The sequence below is a fragment of the Sphingomonas sp. genome, assembly GCF_017745215.1.
Taxonomy (GTDB): Bacteria; Pseudomonadota; Alphaproteobacteria; order Sphingomonadales; family Sphingomonadaceae; genus Sphingomonas.
Genome location: NZ_JAGHZV010000001.1, coordinates 286,252 through 304,681 on the forward strand (window position 1 = coordinate 286,252; position 18,430 = coordinate 304,681).

An 18,430-nucleotide genomic window follows, 5' to 3' on the forward strand; every position below is an offset into this window, starting at 1 on the left:
CCTGGGGAGCCCGGCTCGCGCGTGCTTCGCAGTCGAAGCGGTCAGGTCAGGCGGCGGCGAGCGCCGGGCGGCGGCGCGTCGAGCGCAGCGCGCCCCCGACCATGCCGAAGCCGAGGATCATCATCGCCCAGGTCGCCGGCTCGGGAACCGCGGCGCTCAGCGTGGTGATGTCGAGCGACCAGCCACCCGCGAACTTGCCGCCGTCCGCCGGGAAGACGTCGTCGACGAACAGCGTCCAGGTGCCGTTCGGGTTGGTGCCGTTGTAGCCGGCGAAGTTCGAGAGGTTCGGGTAGAAGGTGAACTGATAGGCGCCGTAGTTGGACACCTGATAGGTGCCGCCGTTCAGCGCGCCGGCGGGGGTGAACGACTGGGGCGTCTGGCCGCTCGCCGCATCGTCGAACGTCAGGTTGATGTTGTTGACGTCGGTGCTGCCGCCGGTGCCGCTCATGAACACCAGGCCCTGCGAGGTCGGGCCGAGCAGGCCGAGCACCAGGTCGTCGGGATAGGTGTGGCTGAGGCCGTACAGCGAGATGGTGATCTTGCTGATCGTCCCGACCAGGCCGCTGACGACGATGTCGCTCGTCGTCTCGCCGCCGTCGACGACGGTGATCTGCGTGCCGCCATTGGTGAAAACGGTCGCCGAAGCCGGCGTGGCGATCAGCGCGGCGAGCGCAGCCGCCCCCAGAATCAAGCCCTTCATATCCTCAACCCCCAGTTAATGTTTCTGCAACATGCCCTTAATGTTGCGAAACCGTCAATCGTTAAACGTCGTTAACGATCGGAGCCAATCCCCTGGCGTGTAACGATATTGGGACAGTTCGCGCCGTTTCGGGTGCGATTCCGTTCCGAACCCGACGAATCGCGCTATGCAGCCTGCGGGGGGAGTTTCGCATGGTCGCCAGCGTATCGACGGTCGCCTATCTCGGGCTCGAGGCGCGCGCCGTGGAGGTGCAGTGCAACCTCGTCGCGGGGCTGCCCAAGTTCATGGTCGTCGGGCTGCCCGACAAGGCCGTGGGCGAGAGCCGTGAGCGGGTGCGCGCCGCGATCGCCGCGATCGGGCTGGCGCTGCCGCCCAAGCACATCATCCTCAACCTCTCACCCGCCGACCTGCCCAAGGAAGGCTCGCATTTCGATTTGCCGATCGCGCTGGCGTTGCTCGGCGCGATGGGGGTGATCGATGCCGAGACCCTGTCGGGCTATGTCGTGGTGGGGGAACTCGCGCTCGACGGGCGGATCGCGCCGTCACCGGGGGTGCTGCTCGCGGCGCTCCATGCCTCGGAGGTGGGGAAGGGGCTGATCTGTCCCGCGGCGCAAGGCCCGGAGGCGGCCTGGGCGGGCTCGGTCGAAGTGATCGCCGCGACCGACCTCATCGGGCTGCTCAACCATTTCAAGGGCCACCAGTTGCTGAGCGCGCCGCCGCCGGGCGAAGTCGACGCGCCGGACTTCGGCCCGGACCTCGCGCAAGTGAAGGGCCAGGAGACCGCCAAGCGCGCGCTCGAGATCGCCGCGGCGGGCGGGCACAATCTGCTGATGGTCGGCCCGCCGGGCGCGGGCAAGTCGCTGCTCGCCTCGTGCCTGCCGGGGATCCTGCCGCCGCTCGACGCGGGCGAGGCGCTGGAGGTGTCGATGGTCGCCTCGGTGGCGGGGACGCTGAGTGGCGGCCGGCTGACTCGCGCGCGGCCGTTCCGCTCGCCGCATCACTCGGCGTCGATGGCGGCGCTCACCGGCGGCGGGCTGCGGGTGAAGCCGGGGGAGGTCAGTCTCGCGCACCTCGGCGTGCTGTTCCTCGACGAGCTGCCCGAGTTCCAGCGCGCGGTGCTCGATTCGCTGCGCCAGCCCCTCGAGAGCGGCACGGTGAGCGTCGCGCGCGCCAATGCCCATGTCACTTTCCCGGCGCGCGTCCAGCTCGTCGCGGCGATGAATCCGTGCCGCTGCGGGCATCTCGGGGACCCCGCGCTCGCTTGCGCCCGCGCGCCACGCTGCGCCGCCGACTACCAGGCCAAGGTCTCGGGCCCGCTCCTCGACCGGATCGACCTGCATGTCGAGGTCCAGCCGGTGAGCGCGGCGGATCTCGTCCTGCCCCCGCCCGCCGAAGGCTCGGCCCAGGTTGCCGCCCGCGTCGCCGCGGCGCACGCGGTGCAGGCGTCGCGCTATGCCGAGGTGGCGGCGCGCACCAACGCCGAGGCGGAAGGGCCGCTGCTCGACGCGCATTGCCTGCCCGACGAGCCCGGCCGCAAGCTGCTCGCCCAGGCATCCGAAGTGATGCGGCTCTCGGCGCGCAGCTACACGCGCGTGCTGCGGGTCGCGCGGACGATCGCCGATCTCGCGGGCGCGGACGGCGTGGGGCGGGTTCATGTCGCCGAGGCGCTGAGCTATCGTCGCCAGGGGCCGCGGAGCTAACTGGCGCGATCCCAAGGCAACCGACACTCGATGCAGAGGCCGACCGGCTTCGAATAGCCCGACCCACGGGTTGAAAAGTAGGATTTGAGGCGCGAAGCTCGCCGCTGCTCTTTCGCATCGTCGATCCGCCGCAGCACACATCAAGGCTCCCGTGCGCGTTTGCTTATCCCGAGCCGATTTTTTTCGCATGACTGGTGTAAACCGTGTAAACTGTATTACATCAGCAATACACAAGGGCGCCTCTCTTCCGAGCGGCGCCGCCCGGATTTCGCCCACGCCCGAAACGATGATACCCCTCTTCCCACGCCGACTCGTGAAGCCGGCACAAGGAGGGAGCGCCGTGCTGCATCGCCTGTCCGTCCTGATCCTGGCCGCGCTGGCGGCCTCGACGCTGGCCGCGCCCGCTTATGCCCAGCGGCACGACGACTTCGCCGAGCTCGACCGGCTCGCCGACACCGGGCTCAACCCGCAGGCGAGCCTGAGCCTCGCGCGCGACCAGATGCAGGATGGCGACCTCTCGGGCGCGGTCGCCACGGTCGAGCGGCTGCTCGTCGCGCATCCCGAGGTCGACGATGCGATCGTGCTCCACGTCGCGCTGCTCTGCCGGCTCGACGACCGGAACGGCGCCTATGTCGAGCTCACCGAGCTCAATGCGATCCGCATCGGCGACGAGGCGTGGAGCGAAGTGACCAAGGCCTGCGGGCCGGTCGCGCGCCCGCGGGGGAGGCCGTGATGCGCAGCATGATCCTCGCCGCGCTGGCCTGCGTCGCGATCGCCGCGCCCGCTGCCGCGCAGGATGTCGGCGTCGCCACCGCGGTCAGGAACGACGTCCGTGCCAAGAAGCCCGGCCAGCCGCTCCCCCGCCCGATGCAGCTCAAGCAGCGCGTCGCGATCAACGACCTGGTGCAGACCGGCGCCAAGAGCCAGCTCCAGGTGCTGCTGCTCGACAAGTCGGTATTCAGCGTCGGCGCCAATGCGCGCGTGACGATCGACCGCTATGTCTATGATCCCGGCCGCGGGCGACAGTTCGGCGCGAGCGTGACCAAGGGCGCGTTCCGCTTCATGTCGGGGCGGCCCGATCGCGGGACGGGCTCGTCGATCCGCACGCCGGTCGCCTCGATCGGCATCCGAGGGACGATCGTCGAGGGCGCGGTGGGGCAGGTGGCGGTGCTGATCGGGCTGAGCGAGCCCTCGATCGGACGGCGCGTGCAGAGCGATCCCGAGACCGCGACGCTGATCGTGCTGCGCGGCCCCGGCGCCGCGACGCAGGGCCGCACGCTCCCCGGCGCGATCGACGTGACCGCGGCCGGCCGCACGGTGAGCGCCGACCGGCCGCTGATGGCGATCTATGTGCCGCGCGCGGGCGCCGCGCCGATCGGGCCGTTCCGCATCTCGCCGCAGGGGCTGATGATGCTCCAGGCGCTGGTCTTCCCCTCGGTCGCCGAGCGGCTGGGAATCCGCGGGCCGGCCGACAATCTCGGCGGCGATCCGGGCAGCGTCTATTATCCGCCGCAGGACAATGGCCCTGCCTATCCGCCGGGCTACCCCGACGGCAACTACCCGCTCGGCCGCTTCCCGCCGACCAGTGCGCCGGGGCTCGGCAGCACCCCGCCGACCATGGGGCCGGGTGTGGGCCAGGGCCCGGGGGGCTATGTCCCGAACATCCCCACGCCGCGCGCCCCGCCGCCACGCCAGCGTCCGCTGACCAACAACAGCCAGCCTGCGCCGGCGAGCAACGCGGCGCCGAACGGCCAGCAGCCCAATGGGGGTGGTGCGCCCGGGGCCAAGGCGGGCCAGGCCCCCGCGGGCAAGCCGGCTGGCAGCCCGACGCCGCAGCCGAGTCCCTCGCCGACGGGCTCGCCCAACAATCCCGCGGGCGGCAGCTCGCTGAGCAGCGCGCCGCCGCCGAACGGCAAGCAGCCGCCTCAGCCGGGGAACAACAACCCACCCGCAGACAAGCTGCCGCCGCCCAAGCAGCCCTGAGCGGCTTGCGGCGCGCGGCGCCTTGGTCTAGCGCCGTCCCCCGCTGCCCCTGTGGCGAAATGGTAGACGCGACCGACTCAAAATCGGTTGCCGCAAGGCATGCTGGTTCGAGTCCGGCCAGGGGCACCATTCTCTCTTCGTTCGAGTCGTGCCCCCTCCTTGACGCGCCCGTCACGGCACCTAGCACATGACGCCCTTCGTCGTTTGACCGACTGGTGGAGGACGCATGCGCGACATATTCGCTCGGATATTCACCCTCGCGGCCGCCGTCTTCGCCTGGATGTGCACCCTCGCGGCCGGCTTCGCGATCTTCATGGCGGTGGCAATTCTGGCGCTGCTGCCGATTGAGGCGGCCAGGAACCGTGCCGCACATGCTCTCGCCGAACAATTTGCGCAAAGCCTGGCCGCAACGCACGCCGAGCCGAGCGCCGCTGACCCGGACCATGAGCCCACGACCAATATCAAGGGCTTTCACATGTGGGCATTCGCGCCGGGAGGCTGTGACGGCGTTGGCGTCGAAGCGCCATCCGATCGCTTTGCCGTCGGCTTTTGGGATAACGGCTCCGACGACCCTTTCGATGTGACCTGGTGGTATTGCTACGCCTATCCCTCCGGCAAGACGACCCTGCAGCTGTCGGTATGGGATTTTCTCAAGGGTGCGGCCGGGTCGCAGATCGCATGGTACGCGCTGATCGCGGCGATTGCTGCGATCGCCGGCTATTGCGCGCGGTCGCTAGGGGCACGCGATAAGCCCAGATCCCTGCAGCCCTGGTCAAAAGCAGTCTGGTTTGGCGCCTTGATGACCTTCCTCAACCTCCTGTACGTCGTTGCCGATCGCGAAGATGATCAGTTCTATGAAAGCTCGGAAACCTTGAAATGGATTGTGGTTGTATTTGATCACACGCTGTATTTGGCCGAAAGGCCGATGATATTCGTTTTGCAAAACGCGCCAGGATTTGCCGGGGTCGGCAGCTATTTATTAGTCACTTTCGTCGCGTGGTCCGTAACGGGTTGGGTCGCCGGGCTTCTGATCTCATTTGGAAGGGCAAGACTGCGCACAGTCTGAGCTCAGGTTGATCGTGTGTCTGCGTTCCACCCATTTCCCGCAGTTCGCGGCCGTTCGCTCAAGATGCCGCGGGGCTTTATTTGAGGTCGAACTTCGTCCGATAGGGGGCAACGCTCCGATTTCGTGCGGCTTCAGTGCCGCGGAGGCGCCGTCGAACCTCGCTGGACGAGCGTCGCGGGGACGACCACCGGCGTCTCGGGCACTGCGCGGCCGGCGCGGTCGTCGATGATCAGCTCGACCGCGCGCGAGGTGACCGCCGCGATCGGCTGGCTGATCGCCGCCAGCGGCGGATGGGTGAAATGGACGATCGGCGTGTCGTCGAAGCTGATCAGCGACAAGTCCCCGGGCACGCTCAGCCGCCGCTCGCGCGCGACCTCCAAAGCAGCGAGCGCCATCTGGTCGTTGCACGCGATGATCGCGGTCGCGCGCGGCTCGGCCTCGAGCAGCGCGATCGCGCCGGCGCGACCCGAGGCATAGCCGAAGTCGCCTTCGTAGAGCAGCCCGTCGGTCTCGAGCCGCGCCGCCTTCATCGCCGCGCGCCAGCCCTCGACGCGCCAGTTGCTCAGCTCATATTCGGTCGATCCTCCGATGAAGCCGATCCGCCGATGGCCGAGCCCGGCGAGATGCTCGGTCGCGAGCCGAGCCGCACGGTCGTCGCCCATCGTCAGCTTGAAGCCGGGTCCCGGCGCGAGCGAGCCGATCCGCGCGAAGCTGATCTTCTGCTCGGCGAGCAGCTCGATGATCAGCGGGTTCTGCGAGTGGGGCGGTGTGAGCAGCACCCCATCGGGCTGAACCGCCGCGATCGCCGCGCGCAGCTCGCGCTCGATATGGTCGCTGTGCGTGTCGACCAGCTCGATGATCATCCGATAGCCGTGCTCGGCACACTTCAGCAGCCCGCCGAGCAGCATCTGGTCGACCCAGTCGGTGCCCTGCTGGTTCTGCCAGCCTTCGATCGTGCGCTCGCGGTCGTTGAGCGCCATGATGATGTAGGAGCGCGAGCCGCCCATCCGCTGCGCCGCGATCGAAGGGACATAGCCGAGCTTGTCGATCGAGGCCTGGACGCGCTCGGCCATCTCGGGGCGGACGTTGGGCTCGCGGTTGATCACCCGGCTGACGGTCTGGAGCGACACGCCGGCATCGGCCGCGACATGCTTGATCGTGACGGATTGCTTGCGCCGTGCCAACTCGCGGTCCCTCGTTCAGGCGGCTTCCGCGGTCGCCGCGCCGCAATAGCGGGCGACATAGGCGCCATGATCGGGGAGTCCTGCCACAGTCCGGGAAACGTTGTCACGAATCGTCGACAGCAACCGTGCCAGCTCGGGATCGGGAAGCTTCTCGGCGATCGGGTGCCAGGCGCGGGGCAGGATGCCCTGGCCCATCATCACCTGCACCCAGCTGTTCTCGGCGAACAGCTCCTCGTTGCGGCGGAAGACGCGGCCAGTCTCGCGGAACAGCTCGATCTTCTGCTCGAGGCTGTCGGGAATGCCCATGTCGCGGCAGTGGCGCCAGAAGGGCGAATCGCCGCGCTCGGTCGCCTTGTAGTGGAGGATCAGGAAGTCGCGGATCTGCAGCATGTCCTGGAACTGCTGGTCGTTGAACTCGGCGACGTCGCGGGCGGAGACCTCGGCCAGCGGCAGCATCCGGATCAGGCGGAGCACGGCGCGCTGGATCAGGTGGATGCTCGTCGATTCGAGCGGCTCCATGAAGCCCCCGGACAGGCCGATCGCGATACAGTTGCGGTGCCATTGCTTCCGCCTGGCGCCGGTGACGAAGCGCAGCTTGTTGGGCTGGACCAAGGTCTCGCCCTCGATATTGCCGAGCAGGCGTTCGAGCGCGGTGTCATGGTCGAGGTAGCGGCTGCAATAGACGATGCCGTTGCCGACGCGGTGCTGGAGCGGGATGCGCCACTGCCAGCCGGCGTCGTGCGCCATCGCGCGGGTGTAGGGCACCGGCGGGGCGACGCTGGCGGTCTGGATCGCGATGGCGGAATCGCAGGGGAGCCAGTGCGTCCAGTCGTCGAAGCCCGCATGGAGGTGCTGTTCGATGAGCAGCGCGCGGAACCCCGTGCAGTCGAGGAACAGGTCGCCTTCGATGCGCGTGCCCGAGTCGAGGGTGAGCGCTTCGATGTCGCCGGTCTCGCCGTTGAGCTCGACCTTGGCGATCTTGCCTTCGACGCGCTTCGTGCCGTCGGCCTCGGCCATCTGGCGCAGGAACCGCGCGTAGAGGCCGGAATCGAGCTGGTACGCATAGTTCATCCGGTCCTCGGGCAGGTGCGCGAACTTGCCCTGCATCGCGGCGACCAGCTCGAGGCAGTAATCGTCGTAGGACTGGTCGTGGCCGCGGGTGCGGCCGTAGAGCCAGAAATGCTGGAAGCCGGCGGACCAATGGTCCTTCCCCGTCATGCCGAACGAGTGGAAATAGCGGGTGCCGAGTTCCCTCCAGTCGTCGAACAATATGCCGAGCTTGAAGGTCGCCTGCGTCGCGCGCATGAACTCGGCTTCGTTGATGCCGAGCAGGCGGTTGTAGGCGACGAGCGGCGGAATGGTCGATTCGCCGACACCGATCGTGCCGATCGCATCGGATTCGACGAGCGTGAGGTCGATCGCCGGGCCCAGCGTGCGCGCGAGCGCGGCGGCCGCCATCCAGCCTGCGGTGCCGCCGCCGGCGATCACGATCCGGCGCAGGCGCTTGTCGCTCATCGGCTGAGCTGCCGCAGGAGGTAGCCGCGGATCCGCGCGGCGCTTTCGGCACTGTGGGGAGCGAGCACGCCACGTCCTTTCTCGGGGATGTGCGCCGTCACCGCGTCGGTGTTGGCGAAGACATAATGGTCGAACAGCGCGCGCCAGTGGCGCTTCTCGTCCTCGGGCAGGTCGCGGATCGCCATCATCGCGTGGTTGAGCGCGTCCTGCGGCTGGCCGAGCCAGCGCGGGGTGTCGCGCCACCAGTAGTTGACGAGGATGTTGAAGGGGGCGAGCCCCTCGACATGGTGCCACCACATCGAGGGGATGTGAATCGCGTCGCCGGGCCCCAGCTCGACTGTCTGCGCCTGGGCGAGCGCTTCGCGGAAGGCGGGGAAACGATCGAAATCGGGCGCGTGGAAATCGACCATGCTCACCGCGCGGCCGGCGGGGGTATTGTCGACGGGGCCGAGGTAGAGGTTGGCGAACTGGTCGGGCGGGAAGAGCGTGAAGCGGCGGCGCCCGGCGGCAACGACGGCGAGATTGTCGGGGAAGTCGTTGTGCGCGGCGATCCGGGTGGGGGTGCCGATCCAGATGCTCGCGAGGCACGAGCGGTCGCCGAGCTCGACATGGTTGGCTTCGTGGAGACCGGCGAAGAACTCGTGGACATCGACCGAGCCGAGATAGACGGGATGCGCGTCGGCCTTGCCTTCCTCGGCGTCGATCTCGGCAAAGATCTCGGGGAGCTTGGCGCGGATCGTGCGGAAGTTCATCCCCATCGCTTCGTCGTAGAACAGCCGCCCGTCGCTCCCTGGCGCGCCGACCGAGGCGGTGAAGGGCACGTCGCGGCGATGCTCGAGCAGATAGGCGCGGGCTGCCCGGTCGGACTCGCGCCCGGCCTGTACCAGCGGCCAGCCGGCGGCGAGCCCACGCACGACGAACGGCGCCTTGGCCGCGCGCAACCTGGCGTCGAGGTCGGCGGCGTCGGCCACCGTCGCCTCGGGGATCTGCGCCAATCCCCGGAAGATGCCGGGATCGGCCTCAGCCATGGCCGACCCGCCGGTTCTTGCGCGCGACGAGCCCGCTCAGCTTGCCGAGCGATGCCACCGCCATGAACAGCGGCATCAGATGGCCGGCGGCGTGGAGTTCGCCCAGGGTCGCGGCGTCGAGCGCCTGCAGCCGCGCCTCGTCGAGCGCGTGGAAGCCGACCAGCCGGTTGATCGAGCCGTCCTCGAGCGTGATCTCGAGCGTCAGCGGCTCGAGCAGTCTGTGACGTGCCAGCGCGGCGAGGAAGGCCTCGGCGCCGGTATAGGCCTGGTCGAGCGCGCCGAGCTTGTCGGCGACCGCTTCGAGGAACGGCGTGGCGCGGCCGTCCTCGTCGAACAGCCGCACGCCCTCGGCCGCGGCGATGCGCGGGCTGGCGAGGTCGACATGGACCTGGCGATTGCCCTCGCCGTCTGGCTGGCCGATCAGGAAAGGCTGGATGTCCATCGCCAGCGGCCGATAGCCCGCATCCCAGCGCTCGCCGTCGAGGAACAGGTTCTCGCCGTCCTCGAAGCCGAACATCGCATAGGCGGTGAAGGCGTCGCGCTCGGCGTTGAGGCGGAAGAGGATGGGATAGTCGTCCTGCACCCGGCGGAATTCGTCGGGGAAGGTCACGCAGCACATCACCGCGTCACCCAGCGCCGCGCCGCGTTCCTCGCGAATCCTCAGATCGCGGTGCGCTTCGGCGGTGAGCAGGGCATGATCGGGCATCAGGACAGGCTTTCTCTGGCGGGACCAAGGCTCGCCGCCTTGAGGGCGTCGAGATAGAGGCGGTTGCTGGGCAGGCTTGAAGCCAGCGTGCGGGCGCGCTGGCCGACGGGGCCGAGCGCGACGCTGGCCTCGCCGCGGAGCGGGCTCGCCTCGGGTGGCGGGAAACCCATGCCGTAGAGGATGTACTGGTAGCTCGCGGCGGGGAAGATCTCCTCGACCATCGGCAGGTCCCAGCTCGAGGGCGGCTGGTGGCGCCACAGGCCGAGCAGCTCGGCCAGGCGATCGGGCACGCTCGCGGGATCGCGGTGGTCGCGCCAATAGGGCTCGGGGCGCTCGCTCAGCACGTAGTGGAGCTTGAGGAACTCGACGATCCGGTCCCAGCGATAGCGGAACAGCGCATTGAAGCGGCGCGCCTGCGCGGGCATCGCGCCGCGCGTCGCGGGGAAGTTGGCGAGCAGCGCCTCCAGCGACAATTCGATCAGCACGATCGCCGAGGCTTCGAGCGGCTCGAGGAAGCCCGCGGCGAGCCCGACCGCGAGGCAGTTGCGCTCCCAGAACCGTTCGCGATGCCCCGAGCGGAAGCTGAGCTGGCGGAAGGCGAGGGGGCCGGCTTCGGGCGCGGTGCGCGCGAGATAGGCGGTAAGCGTGCCGGCAGCGGCATCGTGGCTCAGGTGGCGCGAGGAATAGACGCAGCCGACGCCGCGGCGGCTGGGCAAGCCGATGTCCCAGATCCAGCCGGCGGCATGCGCGGTGGCGTTGGTCTGCGACTGGATCGGGCTGTCGGGCGCGACCGGCACCTGCACCGCGAGCGCGCGGTCGTTGAAGAGGATATCGCTGCGATCGACGAAGGGCACGCCATACTGGCCGCCGATCAGCAGCGCGGCATGGCCGGTGCAGTCGAGGAACAGGTCGCCTTTGATCGCGCCGTGATCACGCGTGCGGACCGCGGCGACGTCGCCGTCCTCGACCCGGTCGACCGCGACCACCGTGTCGCGGATGCAGCGCACCCCGAGCCGCTCGATCCCGTGGCGGGTGAGCAGCTGGGCAAGCTTCGTCGCATCGAGGTGATAGGCATAGTTCAGCGCGCCGGCATAGTCGGGCATCGCGCGCTGGCGCGGGGCGAGGTCGAGCCCGCAGATGCGCGTCTGCGGGCAGACCGACTCGGCGAAGCCGCGCCCGTCGCCTTCGCGCTGCCAGGCCCAGACCAGGTCGCGCGGCGCGGCGTCGAGCGGGGCGGTGAAGGGGTGGAGGTAGGAGTCGCCCGCCGCGCCGGTGCGCCAGCCGTCGAAGCGCGAGCCTTGCTTGAACGAGGCTTCGCAGGCGAGGAGGAAATCCGGCTCGGCGATGCCGATCCGCGCGAGTGTGCGCCGGATCGTCGGCCAGGTGCCTTCGCCGACGCCGATCGTCGGGATGTCGGGGGATTCGACCAGCGTCACCTGGAGCGGCGCCGGCGCAGCGGGATCGGCGCGCGCCGCGATCAGGCAGGCGGCGAGCCAGCCGGCGGTCCCACCCCCGACGACCACGACCCGCGTGACTGGCTTGTCTGCCGCTTTCACTCGCCCTCTGCCTAACGCGCTGCTTTCTAGCGCAGTTTCACGCTACTTCGAAACGTCATCCCGGCGAAAGCCGGGACCCAGGGCCACAAGCGACGTCCTCTGCAACCCTGGATCCGGCTTCCGCCGGGATGACGGTTCAGGGGTCGGCCCAGAAGCGAAAAAGTCACCCTCTCGCGAGGGTGACTTTCCCGTCATCGGTGCTTCTCCGGGACCTAGAAGGAGAAGCGCACGCCTCCGGAGTAACGCGCGTAGCCTGGGGAGGCGAAGGTCACGTTGCGATCGGAGCGACGATGGCCGCGCCGGCTCTCGCCGGTCAGGTTGATGCCCTCGGCGAAGACCGTCAGCCCGGGGATGACTTCGTAGCTCGCGCTCGCATCCAGCTGGCCATAGGCTTCGGTGTAGGAGGGGTTGGGGCCGGTGCCCGCCAGGAACTGGTCGCGCCAATTGTACGCGACGCGGGCCTGGAGGCCGTTCTTGTCGTAATAGAGCACCGCGTTGGCGCTGTCCGAAAGCCCGGTCAGCGCGAACTGGGTGACGTTCCACGGCTTGGTGTTGTCGTAGGTCGCGTCGCCGTTGACGATCGTATAGTTCAGGATCACTCCGAAGCCGGTGTTCCAGAGGCGATGCTGGATCGCGAACTCCCAGCCGTAGAGCGACGCGGTCTGGCTGCTGTTCACCGGCGTGGTGATCTGGAAGTTGAGCAGCGGATCGGTGGGCTGGGTGATGATCCGGCCCACCGCGTTGCCGCCGCAATTGGTCCCGCCGGTGACGACCACCGTGCCCGGATAGTTGCAGAAGATGTACTGGCGGATCTGCCCCACCGTCGCATTGGCGCCGAGCGCCGCGACCGCCGCATTGTAGCGCGGACCGCCGACCGGCGTACGCAGGCCGAACGCGTTGGTGTCGAAGCGCGTGGTCGAGATGAAGTTCGCCACGTCCTTGTGGAAGAAGCCCACCGAGACATAGCTGTCGCGGTTGTAATACCATTCCGCAGACACGTCGATGTTCTTCGACTTGTACGGGACCAGGCCCGGGTTGCCCTGGAGGCCGGTGCCGCCGCCGACGCGGAACAGCTGGTCCAGCGTGCGGCCGCCCTGCATGTTGGCATAATCGGCGCGCGTGATCGTGTGGCTGTACGAGAAGCGCAGCTTGACGTTCTCGACCGGCTCGAAGTCGAAGTCCGCCGAGGGCAGCCAATTGTGGTATTTGCCGCTGAACGCCGTGAAGTCGCTGTTGCCCGACTGGACGAGGTTATACTCGTTGTCGCCCACCCATTCGGTGCCGCTGGGCACCGGCACCAGCGCCTTGGAGTCGACCTTGGTGCTTTCGTAGCGCAGCCCGCCGACGATGTGCGCCGGACCCGCGAGCAGGTCGAAGGTGCCCGTCCACTGGATATAGGGCGCCCAGGTCTTCTCGGTGATCCGTCGGTCGGTGGTGAAGGGCGCGGTGCAGTCGTTGTCGCCGCCGCAGGTGTGGTATTTCGAGTCGATCAGCTGCACCATCCGCTCGAAGTCGAAGGTGTAGAAGCTCGGGATCATCCCCTGCGTGCCGGTCAGCCCGGCGAACTTGTCGGGCAGGGTGACGAGGTGGAAGATGTCGTCGGGGATGTCCGACGCCGGGCCGGCGCCGCCCCAGGTGTCGTTCTGGATCACGCCGAACGCCGAGCGGACGTTGTTCTCGATATAGGAGACGCCGAAGTCGAGACTGTCGAACAGGCCCTCGCCGTCGTAGCGGCCCTTGAGCTGGCCCTGGCGGATCCGGTCCTTGAAATAGGCGGTGCGGAAGGCGTTGCCGGTCGGCGTGATCAGCGAGGCGTCCATCGCATTATACGCCGCGCCCGGCCACATATTGTAGGAGATCGTCGGCAGGTAATGGTCGAAGTTGATCGTCTGGTCCCGGATGCCGAAGATCGCGTTGCCCACCGAAACGCTGCTGCCGTATTTGTTGACCGGCTTCGATTCCGCGGTCGAGCTGTGCGCGTCGGCCTCGATGGTGAAGCGATCGAACGGGCTCCACTGGATGTTGGCGCCGATCGACTTGTTCTCGCTGCGGCTCTTGGTCAGCGCGCCGCTGTACGAAAGGTCCTTCGCCTCGTTGGGCGCCGGGAAGCCCGGGGCAGCGGGGTGGAGGAAGCGCTCGGTGTAGAAGATCGGCCCGGCGACGGGGCCGTCGGTCCAGGCGCTCGACGTGTCGTTGTGGTTGAACCAGATGCCGACGTTCGAGTTGCGGACCTCCACCGTGTTGCGCGAATAGGTATAGTCGATCGTCGCGGTGAAGTTGCTCGCCGGGCGGAATTGCAGCACTGCCTGGCCGTTGATCCGCTCGCGGGTGATGTCGTTGAGGTCGTAGGACGCGTTCTGCGGGACCTCGTAGACGTCGGTCGCGTCGGGATGGTTGGTGATGTTGGCGTAGCGCGCGTCGCCCGGCTGGGCGAGCGAGCCCCAGTTGTTCTCGTTGCCGAGATAGCCATCGCGCCAGCCGACGTTCGCCTGGTTCACGCTCGCACGGCGCTTCTGATAGGTGCCGGTGACCAGCACGCCGATCATGTCGTTGGCGAACGTGTCGCTGACGATGCCCGAGAATTCGGGGGTGATGCTGTCCTTGCCGTTCTGCGACGTGTCGAGCACCGCCTTGGCCGAGACGCTGCCGTGCAGGCCCGGCTTGTCGAGCGGGCGCGGGGTGCGGATGTTGATCGACGAGCCGATGCCGCCCGATTCGATCGTGGCGCGGCCGGTCTTGTAGACTTCGACCGCGGCAATGCCTTCCGACGCAAGGTTGGCGAAGTCGAACGAGCGGCTGGACGGCGCGCTGCCGCCGTCGCCGAGCGTCGAGGTGGGCATCTGGCGGCCGTTCAGCGTCACCAGGTTGAACTCGGGGCCGAAGCCGCGGACCGTGACGAACGAGCCTTCGCCGTTCGAGCGGTCGATCGACACGCCGGTGATGCGCTGGAGCGATTCCGCCAGGTTGGTGTCGGGGAACTTGCCGATGTCCTCGGCCGAGATCGCATCCACCACGCCGATGTTGTTGCGCTTGATGTCGATCGCTTCGCGCAGCGAGGCGCGGATGCCGGTGACGACGATTTCCTCGCCCTGGTCGCCGGCCGGTGCGCTTTGGGGCGTCGAGTCGGCAGGCGCGTCCTGCGCCATGGCAATGCCCGGCGCGGCGATCGCCAGCACCGAGGCACTCAGGATGAATTTCGTAAGCGAGCGAGCTTGATAGCTGCGCATCTGTCCCCTCCCTCTTCGGCGCGAACATTCCCCTGTCCACGCTCGTTGATAACGTTCACCTGACTCGTTTGTACAACGTTGTCAAGCGCAGAACCCGAGGATTTCCAGGGGTTTCGGATGTGAGCGCTAACATTGTGAACGCTCTCATTGAGAACGTTCACAATATCTGCTTTTGTAAGATGGAACGCGAGTCGGCAGAGGCCGGCGATCGAAAACGCCGTGGAGGGGTTCCTTGAAGACCAGAATTTTGTTGGCCGCAGGCCTGGCCGTCTGCGCGATTGCTGTCGGGGCGCAGGCGAGTCCGGGCGGATCGGAGACTGCCAGCCCGGCCAAGGGCCAGGACGCCCGCGCGCGCGCCAGGGCGATCGTCGCGAAGATGTCGCTCGACGAGAAGATCGCGCTGCTCCACGGCCTCTTCCCGCCGCGCGCCGCCGGCAAGACCCAGAACGAGCTGATCCAGGCCGCGGGCCATATCGACGGCATTCCGCGGCTCGGCGTGCCGCTGGTGCGCGAGAGCGATGCGTCGCTGGGCGTCGCCAACCAGATCGAGCAGCGCAAGGGCGACGTCGCTACCGCGCTGCCCTCGAGCCTCGCGACCGCCGCCAGCTTCGATCCCGAGGTCGCGCGCGCCGGGGGAGCGATGATCGGATCGGAGGCGCGCTCGAAGCGGTTCAACGTGCTGCTCGCGGGCGGCGTGAACCTCACGCGCGATCCCTGGGGCGGGCGCAACTTCGAATATCTCGGCGAGGACCCGCTGCTCGCCGGCACGATGGCCGGGGCGCACATCCAGGGCATCCAGTCGAACAAGATCGTCTCGACGATCAAGCATTTCGCCTTGAACGCGCAGGAGACGGGCCGGATGGTGCTCGACGCGCGGATCGACGAGGCGGCGCTTCGCGAGAGCGACCTGCTCGCGTTCGAGATCGCGATCGAGCAGGGCAAGCCCGGCTCGGTGATGTGCGCCTACAACAAGGTCAATGGCGACTGGGCGTGCGAGAACGACTTCCTGCTCAACCAGGTGCTCAAGCGCGACTGGGGCTATCGTGGCTGGGTGATGAGCGATTGGGGCGCGGTGCACACCACGGTCAAGGCCGCCAACGCCGGGCTCGACCAGCAATCGGGGCAGGAACTCGATTCGGGGATGTATTTCTCGCCCGAGGCGCTCAAGCCCGCGATCGAGTCGGGCCAGGTGCCGATCGCGCGGATCGACGACATGGTGGTGCGCTACCTCACCGGGCTGATCGAGACCGGTGCCTATGACACGCCGATGCCCGCCACCAGCGAGACCCCCGACTATACCGCGCATGCCGACGTCGCGCAGCGCGCCGCCGAGGCGGGGATCGTGCTGCTCAAGAACGAAGGCGGTATCCTGCCGCTCGCGGCGAGCGCCAAGCGCATCGTCGTGATCGGTGGCGCGGCCGACCTGGGCGTGCTCTCGGGCGGCGGGTCCAGCCAGGTGCGCGGCGTCGGCGGCGCGCCGATCGAGATCCCGCTGTCGACCGGCGGCTCGGCCTCGTTCGCGCGGATCACTTACCATGCCTCGTCGCCGCTCAAGGCGCTCCAGGCGGCGCTGCCCGGCGTCGCGGTCGAGTTTGTCGACGGGCGCAACCTTAGCCAGGTCGCCGAACGCGCCGCTGCCGCCGACCTCGCGATCGTCTTCGCGACGCAATGGGCCACCGAGGCCGACGACGTGCCCGACTTGCGGCTCCCAAGCCATCAGGACGCGCTCATCGCGGCCGTCGCCGCCGCCCAGCCGAACACGGTGGCGGTGCTCGAGACCGGCGGGCCGGTGCTGATGCCGTGGCTCGGCCAGGTGAAGGCTGTCGTCCAGGCATGGTATCCCGGCCAGCGCGGCGGCGAGGCGATCGCCAACATATTGACCGGCAAGGTCAATCCCTCGGGCCGGCTGCCGATCACTTTCCCCGCCGCCGCTTCGCAACCGGTGCGCCCGGCGCCGGTCGGGCTCGACAGGCTCAGCGCGCTCGAGGCGCAGGCGGCGGCGGACCCCGGCGCGGCGGGTGGCCATGTGCTCCAGAGCTTCCCGGTCGAATACCCCGAGGGCAGCGACGTCGGCTATCGCTGGTATGCGAAACAGGGGCTGAAGCCGCTGTTCCCCTTCGGCCACGGGCTCAGCTACACGAGCTTCGCCTATCGCAACCCGGTGGTGACCGGCGGCAAGCGCCTCAGCGTCACTTTCGAAGTGGTCAACACCGGCGCGCGCGAAGGGGCGGACGTGCCGCAGCTGTATGTGTCGCGCGACGGATCGGGCAAGCCGATGCGCCTCGCGGGGTTCCAGCGCGTGACGCTCACGCCCGGCGAAGTGCGCAAGGTGACGCTGGTCGCGGAGCCGCGCATCCTTGCCGACTATGACACCAGGCTGCCCGGCTGGCGGGTCGGGGGCGGGCGCTACAATGTTGCGATCGCTCATGATTCCGCCGATCGGACGATGATGCTCGAGGCGAACCTCGACGCCGCGACGATGAAGCCCTAGGGTCGCCCCCGGCCCAGGGCGGACAACCGCCCGGGCCGGGGAGAGGGGACGAGGGGCAGATGGAGCAAGGCGCGGCGCCACGGCCGCTCGAGACGCGCGTGACGCGGCTGCTGCTCGCCAACGGGTTCGCCAATGCCGGCGGCGTGATCGCCTTCCTGCCGCTCCTCTCGCTGCTGCTCCCGGTCAAGATCGAAGCGATGGCGGGCGACGCGCGGCTCGACGTGCTCACCGCCGCGGTGATCGTCGGCGCGATCGCCGCGAGCGGCTCGAACATCCTCTTCGGCTGGCTGAGCGACGTCGCGCTCGCTCGCGGCCACGGCCGCCGCACCTGGCTCGGGGCGGGGCTCGCGGCGACGGCACTTTCCTATGCCGGCGTCGCGGCAGCGACCACGCCCGCGGCGATCGTCGCCGCGATCGCCTGCTTCCAGGTCGCGGTGAACGCGCTGCTCGCGCCGATGTTCGCGATCATGGCCGACGAGATTCCCGACGCGCACAAGCGCACCGCCGGCGGGCTGCTCGCGATCGGCCACCCGCTCGGCGCCGCGATGTCGACCGTGCTGGTCGGGCTGTCCGTGGCCGAAGAGGGGCGGCTCGCGGTGATCGCGGGCGTCGTCGCGCTGTTCGTCGTGCCGCTGCTGTTCGTCCGCGGCGCGATGGCCGAGCCCGCGCCCGAGAGCTCTGCCCAGCGCCAGCTGCTCCGCGGCGACCTGGTGATCGCCTGGACCTCGCGACTGCTCGTCCAGGCGGCGAGCGCGATGCTGAGCTATTATCTCGTCTATTATTTCGAAAGCATCGCCCCTGGCACGGCGCCTCACGTCGTCGCGCAGCGGGTAGGCACGATCCTGACGATCAGCCTGTTCATACCGCTCCCGATCGCGATCCTGCTCGGTCGCTGGTCGGATCGCGCGCGGCGCGGCAAGCCCTTCCTGCTCGGCTCGGCGCTGGTCGCGGCGGCGGGACTGGTGGCGATGGCGCTCGCGCGCGACTGGGTTGGGGGCGCCGCGGCCTTCGCGCTCTACTCGATCGGCGCGCAGGTGTTCCTGTCGATCCAGATCGGCTTCGCGATGCAATTGCTCCCCGATGCGCGACACCGCGGGCGCGACCTGGGGCTGATGAACCTCACCAACACGCTGCCGCAGTTCCTCGGCCCCGGCATGGCCTGGCTGCTCGCGACGCCGCACGATTTCGACGGAGCGTTGCTCGCGCTGGCGGGATTCACCGGCGTCGGCGCGGTGATGATCCTGGCGGTGCGCGGGCGGCGTTGATCGGCGCTG

At 68.5% G+C, this 18,430-nt stretch carries 13 protein-coding genes and 1 tRNA gene; 7 read left to right on the forward strand and 7 right to left on the reverse strand.

Translation table 11 applies throughout. The features are described 5' to 3' along the window. Nucleotides 1-46: 46 nt before the first annotated feature. Nucleotides 47-700, reverse strand: coding sequence for a PEPxxWA-CTERM sorting domain-containing protein (locus J7495_RS01440; protein WP_294054285.1), 654 nt, complete (start codon nt 698-700; stop codon nt 47-49). Nucleotides 701-891: 191 nt separating this feature from the next. Here J7495_RS01440 and J7495_RS01445 point away from each other — a divergent pair, with 191 nt between their 5' ends. The 5 genes from J7495_RS01445 (at nt 892) to J7495_RS01465 (ending at nt 5,449) form a co-directional block, all read left to right on the forward strand. After that, the gene (locus tag J7495_RS01445; RefSeq protein ID WP_294054286.1) at nt 892-2,400 is read left to right on the forward strand and encodes a YifB family Mg chelatase-like AAA ATPase; all 1,509 of its coding nucleotides are present in this window, start codon (nt 892-894) and stop codon (nt 2,398-2,400) included. A gap of 340 nt (nt 2,401-2,740) precedes the next feature. Beyond that, entirely contained in the window at nt 2,741-3,133 is a 393-nt protein-coding gene (locus J7495_RS01450; RefSeq protein ID WP_294054287.1) for a hypothetical protein, read from the forward strand. After that, the gene (locus J7495_RS01455; RefSeq protein ID WP_294054288.1) at nt 3,133-4,383 is read left to right on the forward strand and encodes a FecR family protein; all 1,251 of its coding nucleotides are present in this window, start codon (nt 3,133-3,135) and stop codon (nt 4,381-4,383) included. Before J7495_RS01450 ends, J7495_RS01455 begins: the two co-directional genes overlap by 1 nt. Before the next feature lie 45 nt (nt 4,384-4,428). Continuing rightward, nucleotides 4,429-4,512 (forward strand) — tRNA-Leu (locus J7495_RS01460). A 97-nt stretch (nt 4,513-4,609) separates the two neighbouring features. Next, nucleotides 4,610-5,449 (forward strand): hypothetical protein, encoded by an 840-nt coding sequence (locus J7495_RS01465; protein ID WP_294054289.1) that lies wholly within the window; start codon nt 4,610-4,612, stop codon nt 5,447-5,449. Between the two features lie 131 nt (nt 5,450-5,580). Here the strand turns inward: J7495_RS01465 and J7495_RS01470 are convergent, their stop codons facing one another. From J7495_RS01470 to J7495_RS01495, 6 genes are all read right to left on the reverse strand, one after another. Then, nucleotides 5,581-6,633 (reverse strand): LacI family DNA-binding transcriptional regulator, encoded by a 1,053-nt coding sequence (locus J7495_RS01470; RefSeq protein WP_294054290.1) that lies wholly within the window; start codon nt 6,631-6,633, stop codon nt 5,581-5,583. Between the two features lie 15 nt (nt 6,634-6,648). After that, a complete protein-coding gene (locus J7495_RS01475) occupies nt 6,649-8,148 on the reverse strand; it encodes a tryptophan halogenase family protein (protein ID WP_294054291.1) in 1,500 nt (499 codons plus the stop codon). Next, complete coding sequence (locus J7495_RS01480; RefSeq protein WP_294054292.1) at nt 8,145-9,176, reverse strand: cupin-like domain-containing protein; 1,032 nt, start codon at nt 9,174-9,176, stop codon at nt 8,145-8,147. The genes J7495_RS01475 and J7495_RS01480 overlap by 4 nt, the downstream gene beginning before the upstream one ends. Further along, a complete protein-coding gene (locus J7495_RS01485) occupies nt 9,169-9,882 on the reverse strand; it encodes a SapC family protein (RefSeq protein WP_294054293.1) in 714 nt (237 codons plus the stop codon). The genes J7495_RS01480 and J7495_RS01485 overlap by 8 nt, the downstream gene beginning before the upstream one ends. Next, nucleotides 9,882-11,438, reverse strand: coding sequence for a tryptophan halogenase family protein (locus tag J7495_RS01490; RefSeq protein ID WP_294054294.1), 1,557 nt, complete (start codon nt 11,436-11,438; stop codon nt 9,882-9,884). Before J7495_RS01490 ends, J7495_RS01485 begins: the two co-directional genes overlap by 1 nt. 212 nt (nt 11,439-11,650) lie before the next feature. Then, nucleotides 11,651-14,665 (reverse strand): TonB-dependent receptor, encoded by a 3,015-nt coding sequence (locus J7495_RS01495; protein ID WP_294054295.1) that lies wholly within the window; start codon nt 14,663-14,665, stop codon nt 11,651-11,653. A gap of 247 nt (nt 14,666-14,912) precedes the next feature. On the opposite strand from J7495_RS01495, the gene J7495_RS01500 reads away from it, so the two are divergent. Both J7495_RS01500 and J7495_RS01505 read left to right on the forward strand, forming a co-directional pair. After that, on the forward strand, nt 14,913-17,156 hold the full coding sequence (locus J7495_RS01500; RefSeq protein ID WP_294054502.1) for a beta-glucosidase: 2,244 nt from the start codon (nt 14,913-14,915) through the stop codon (nt 17,154-17,156). Between the two features lie 59 nt (nt 17,157-17,215). Further along, nucleotides 17,216-18,421: an MFS transporter gene (locus J7495_RS01505; RefSeq protein WP_294054296.1), complete on the forward strand. Its 1,206-nt coding sequence runs from the start codon at nt 17,216-17,218 to the stop codon at nt 18,419-18,421. Nucleotides 18,422-18,430: the final 9 nt, after the last annotated feature.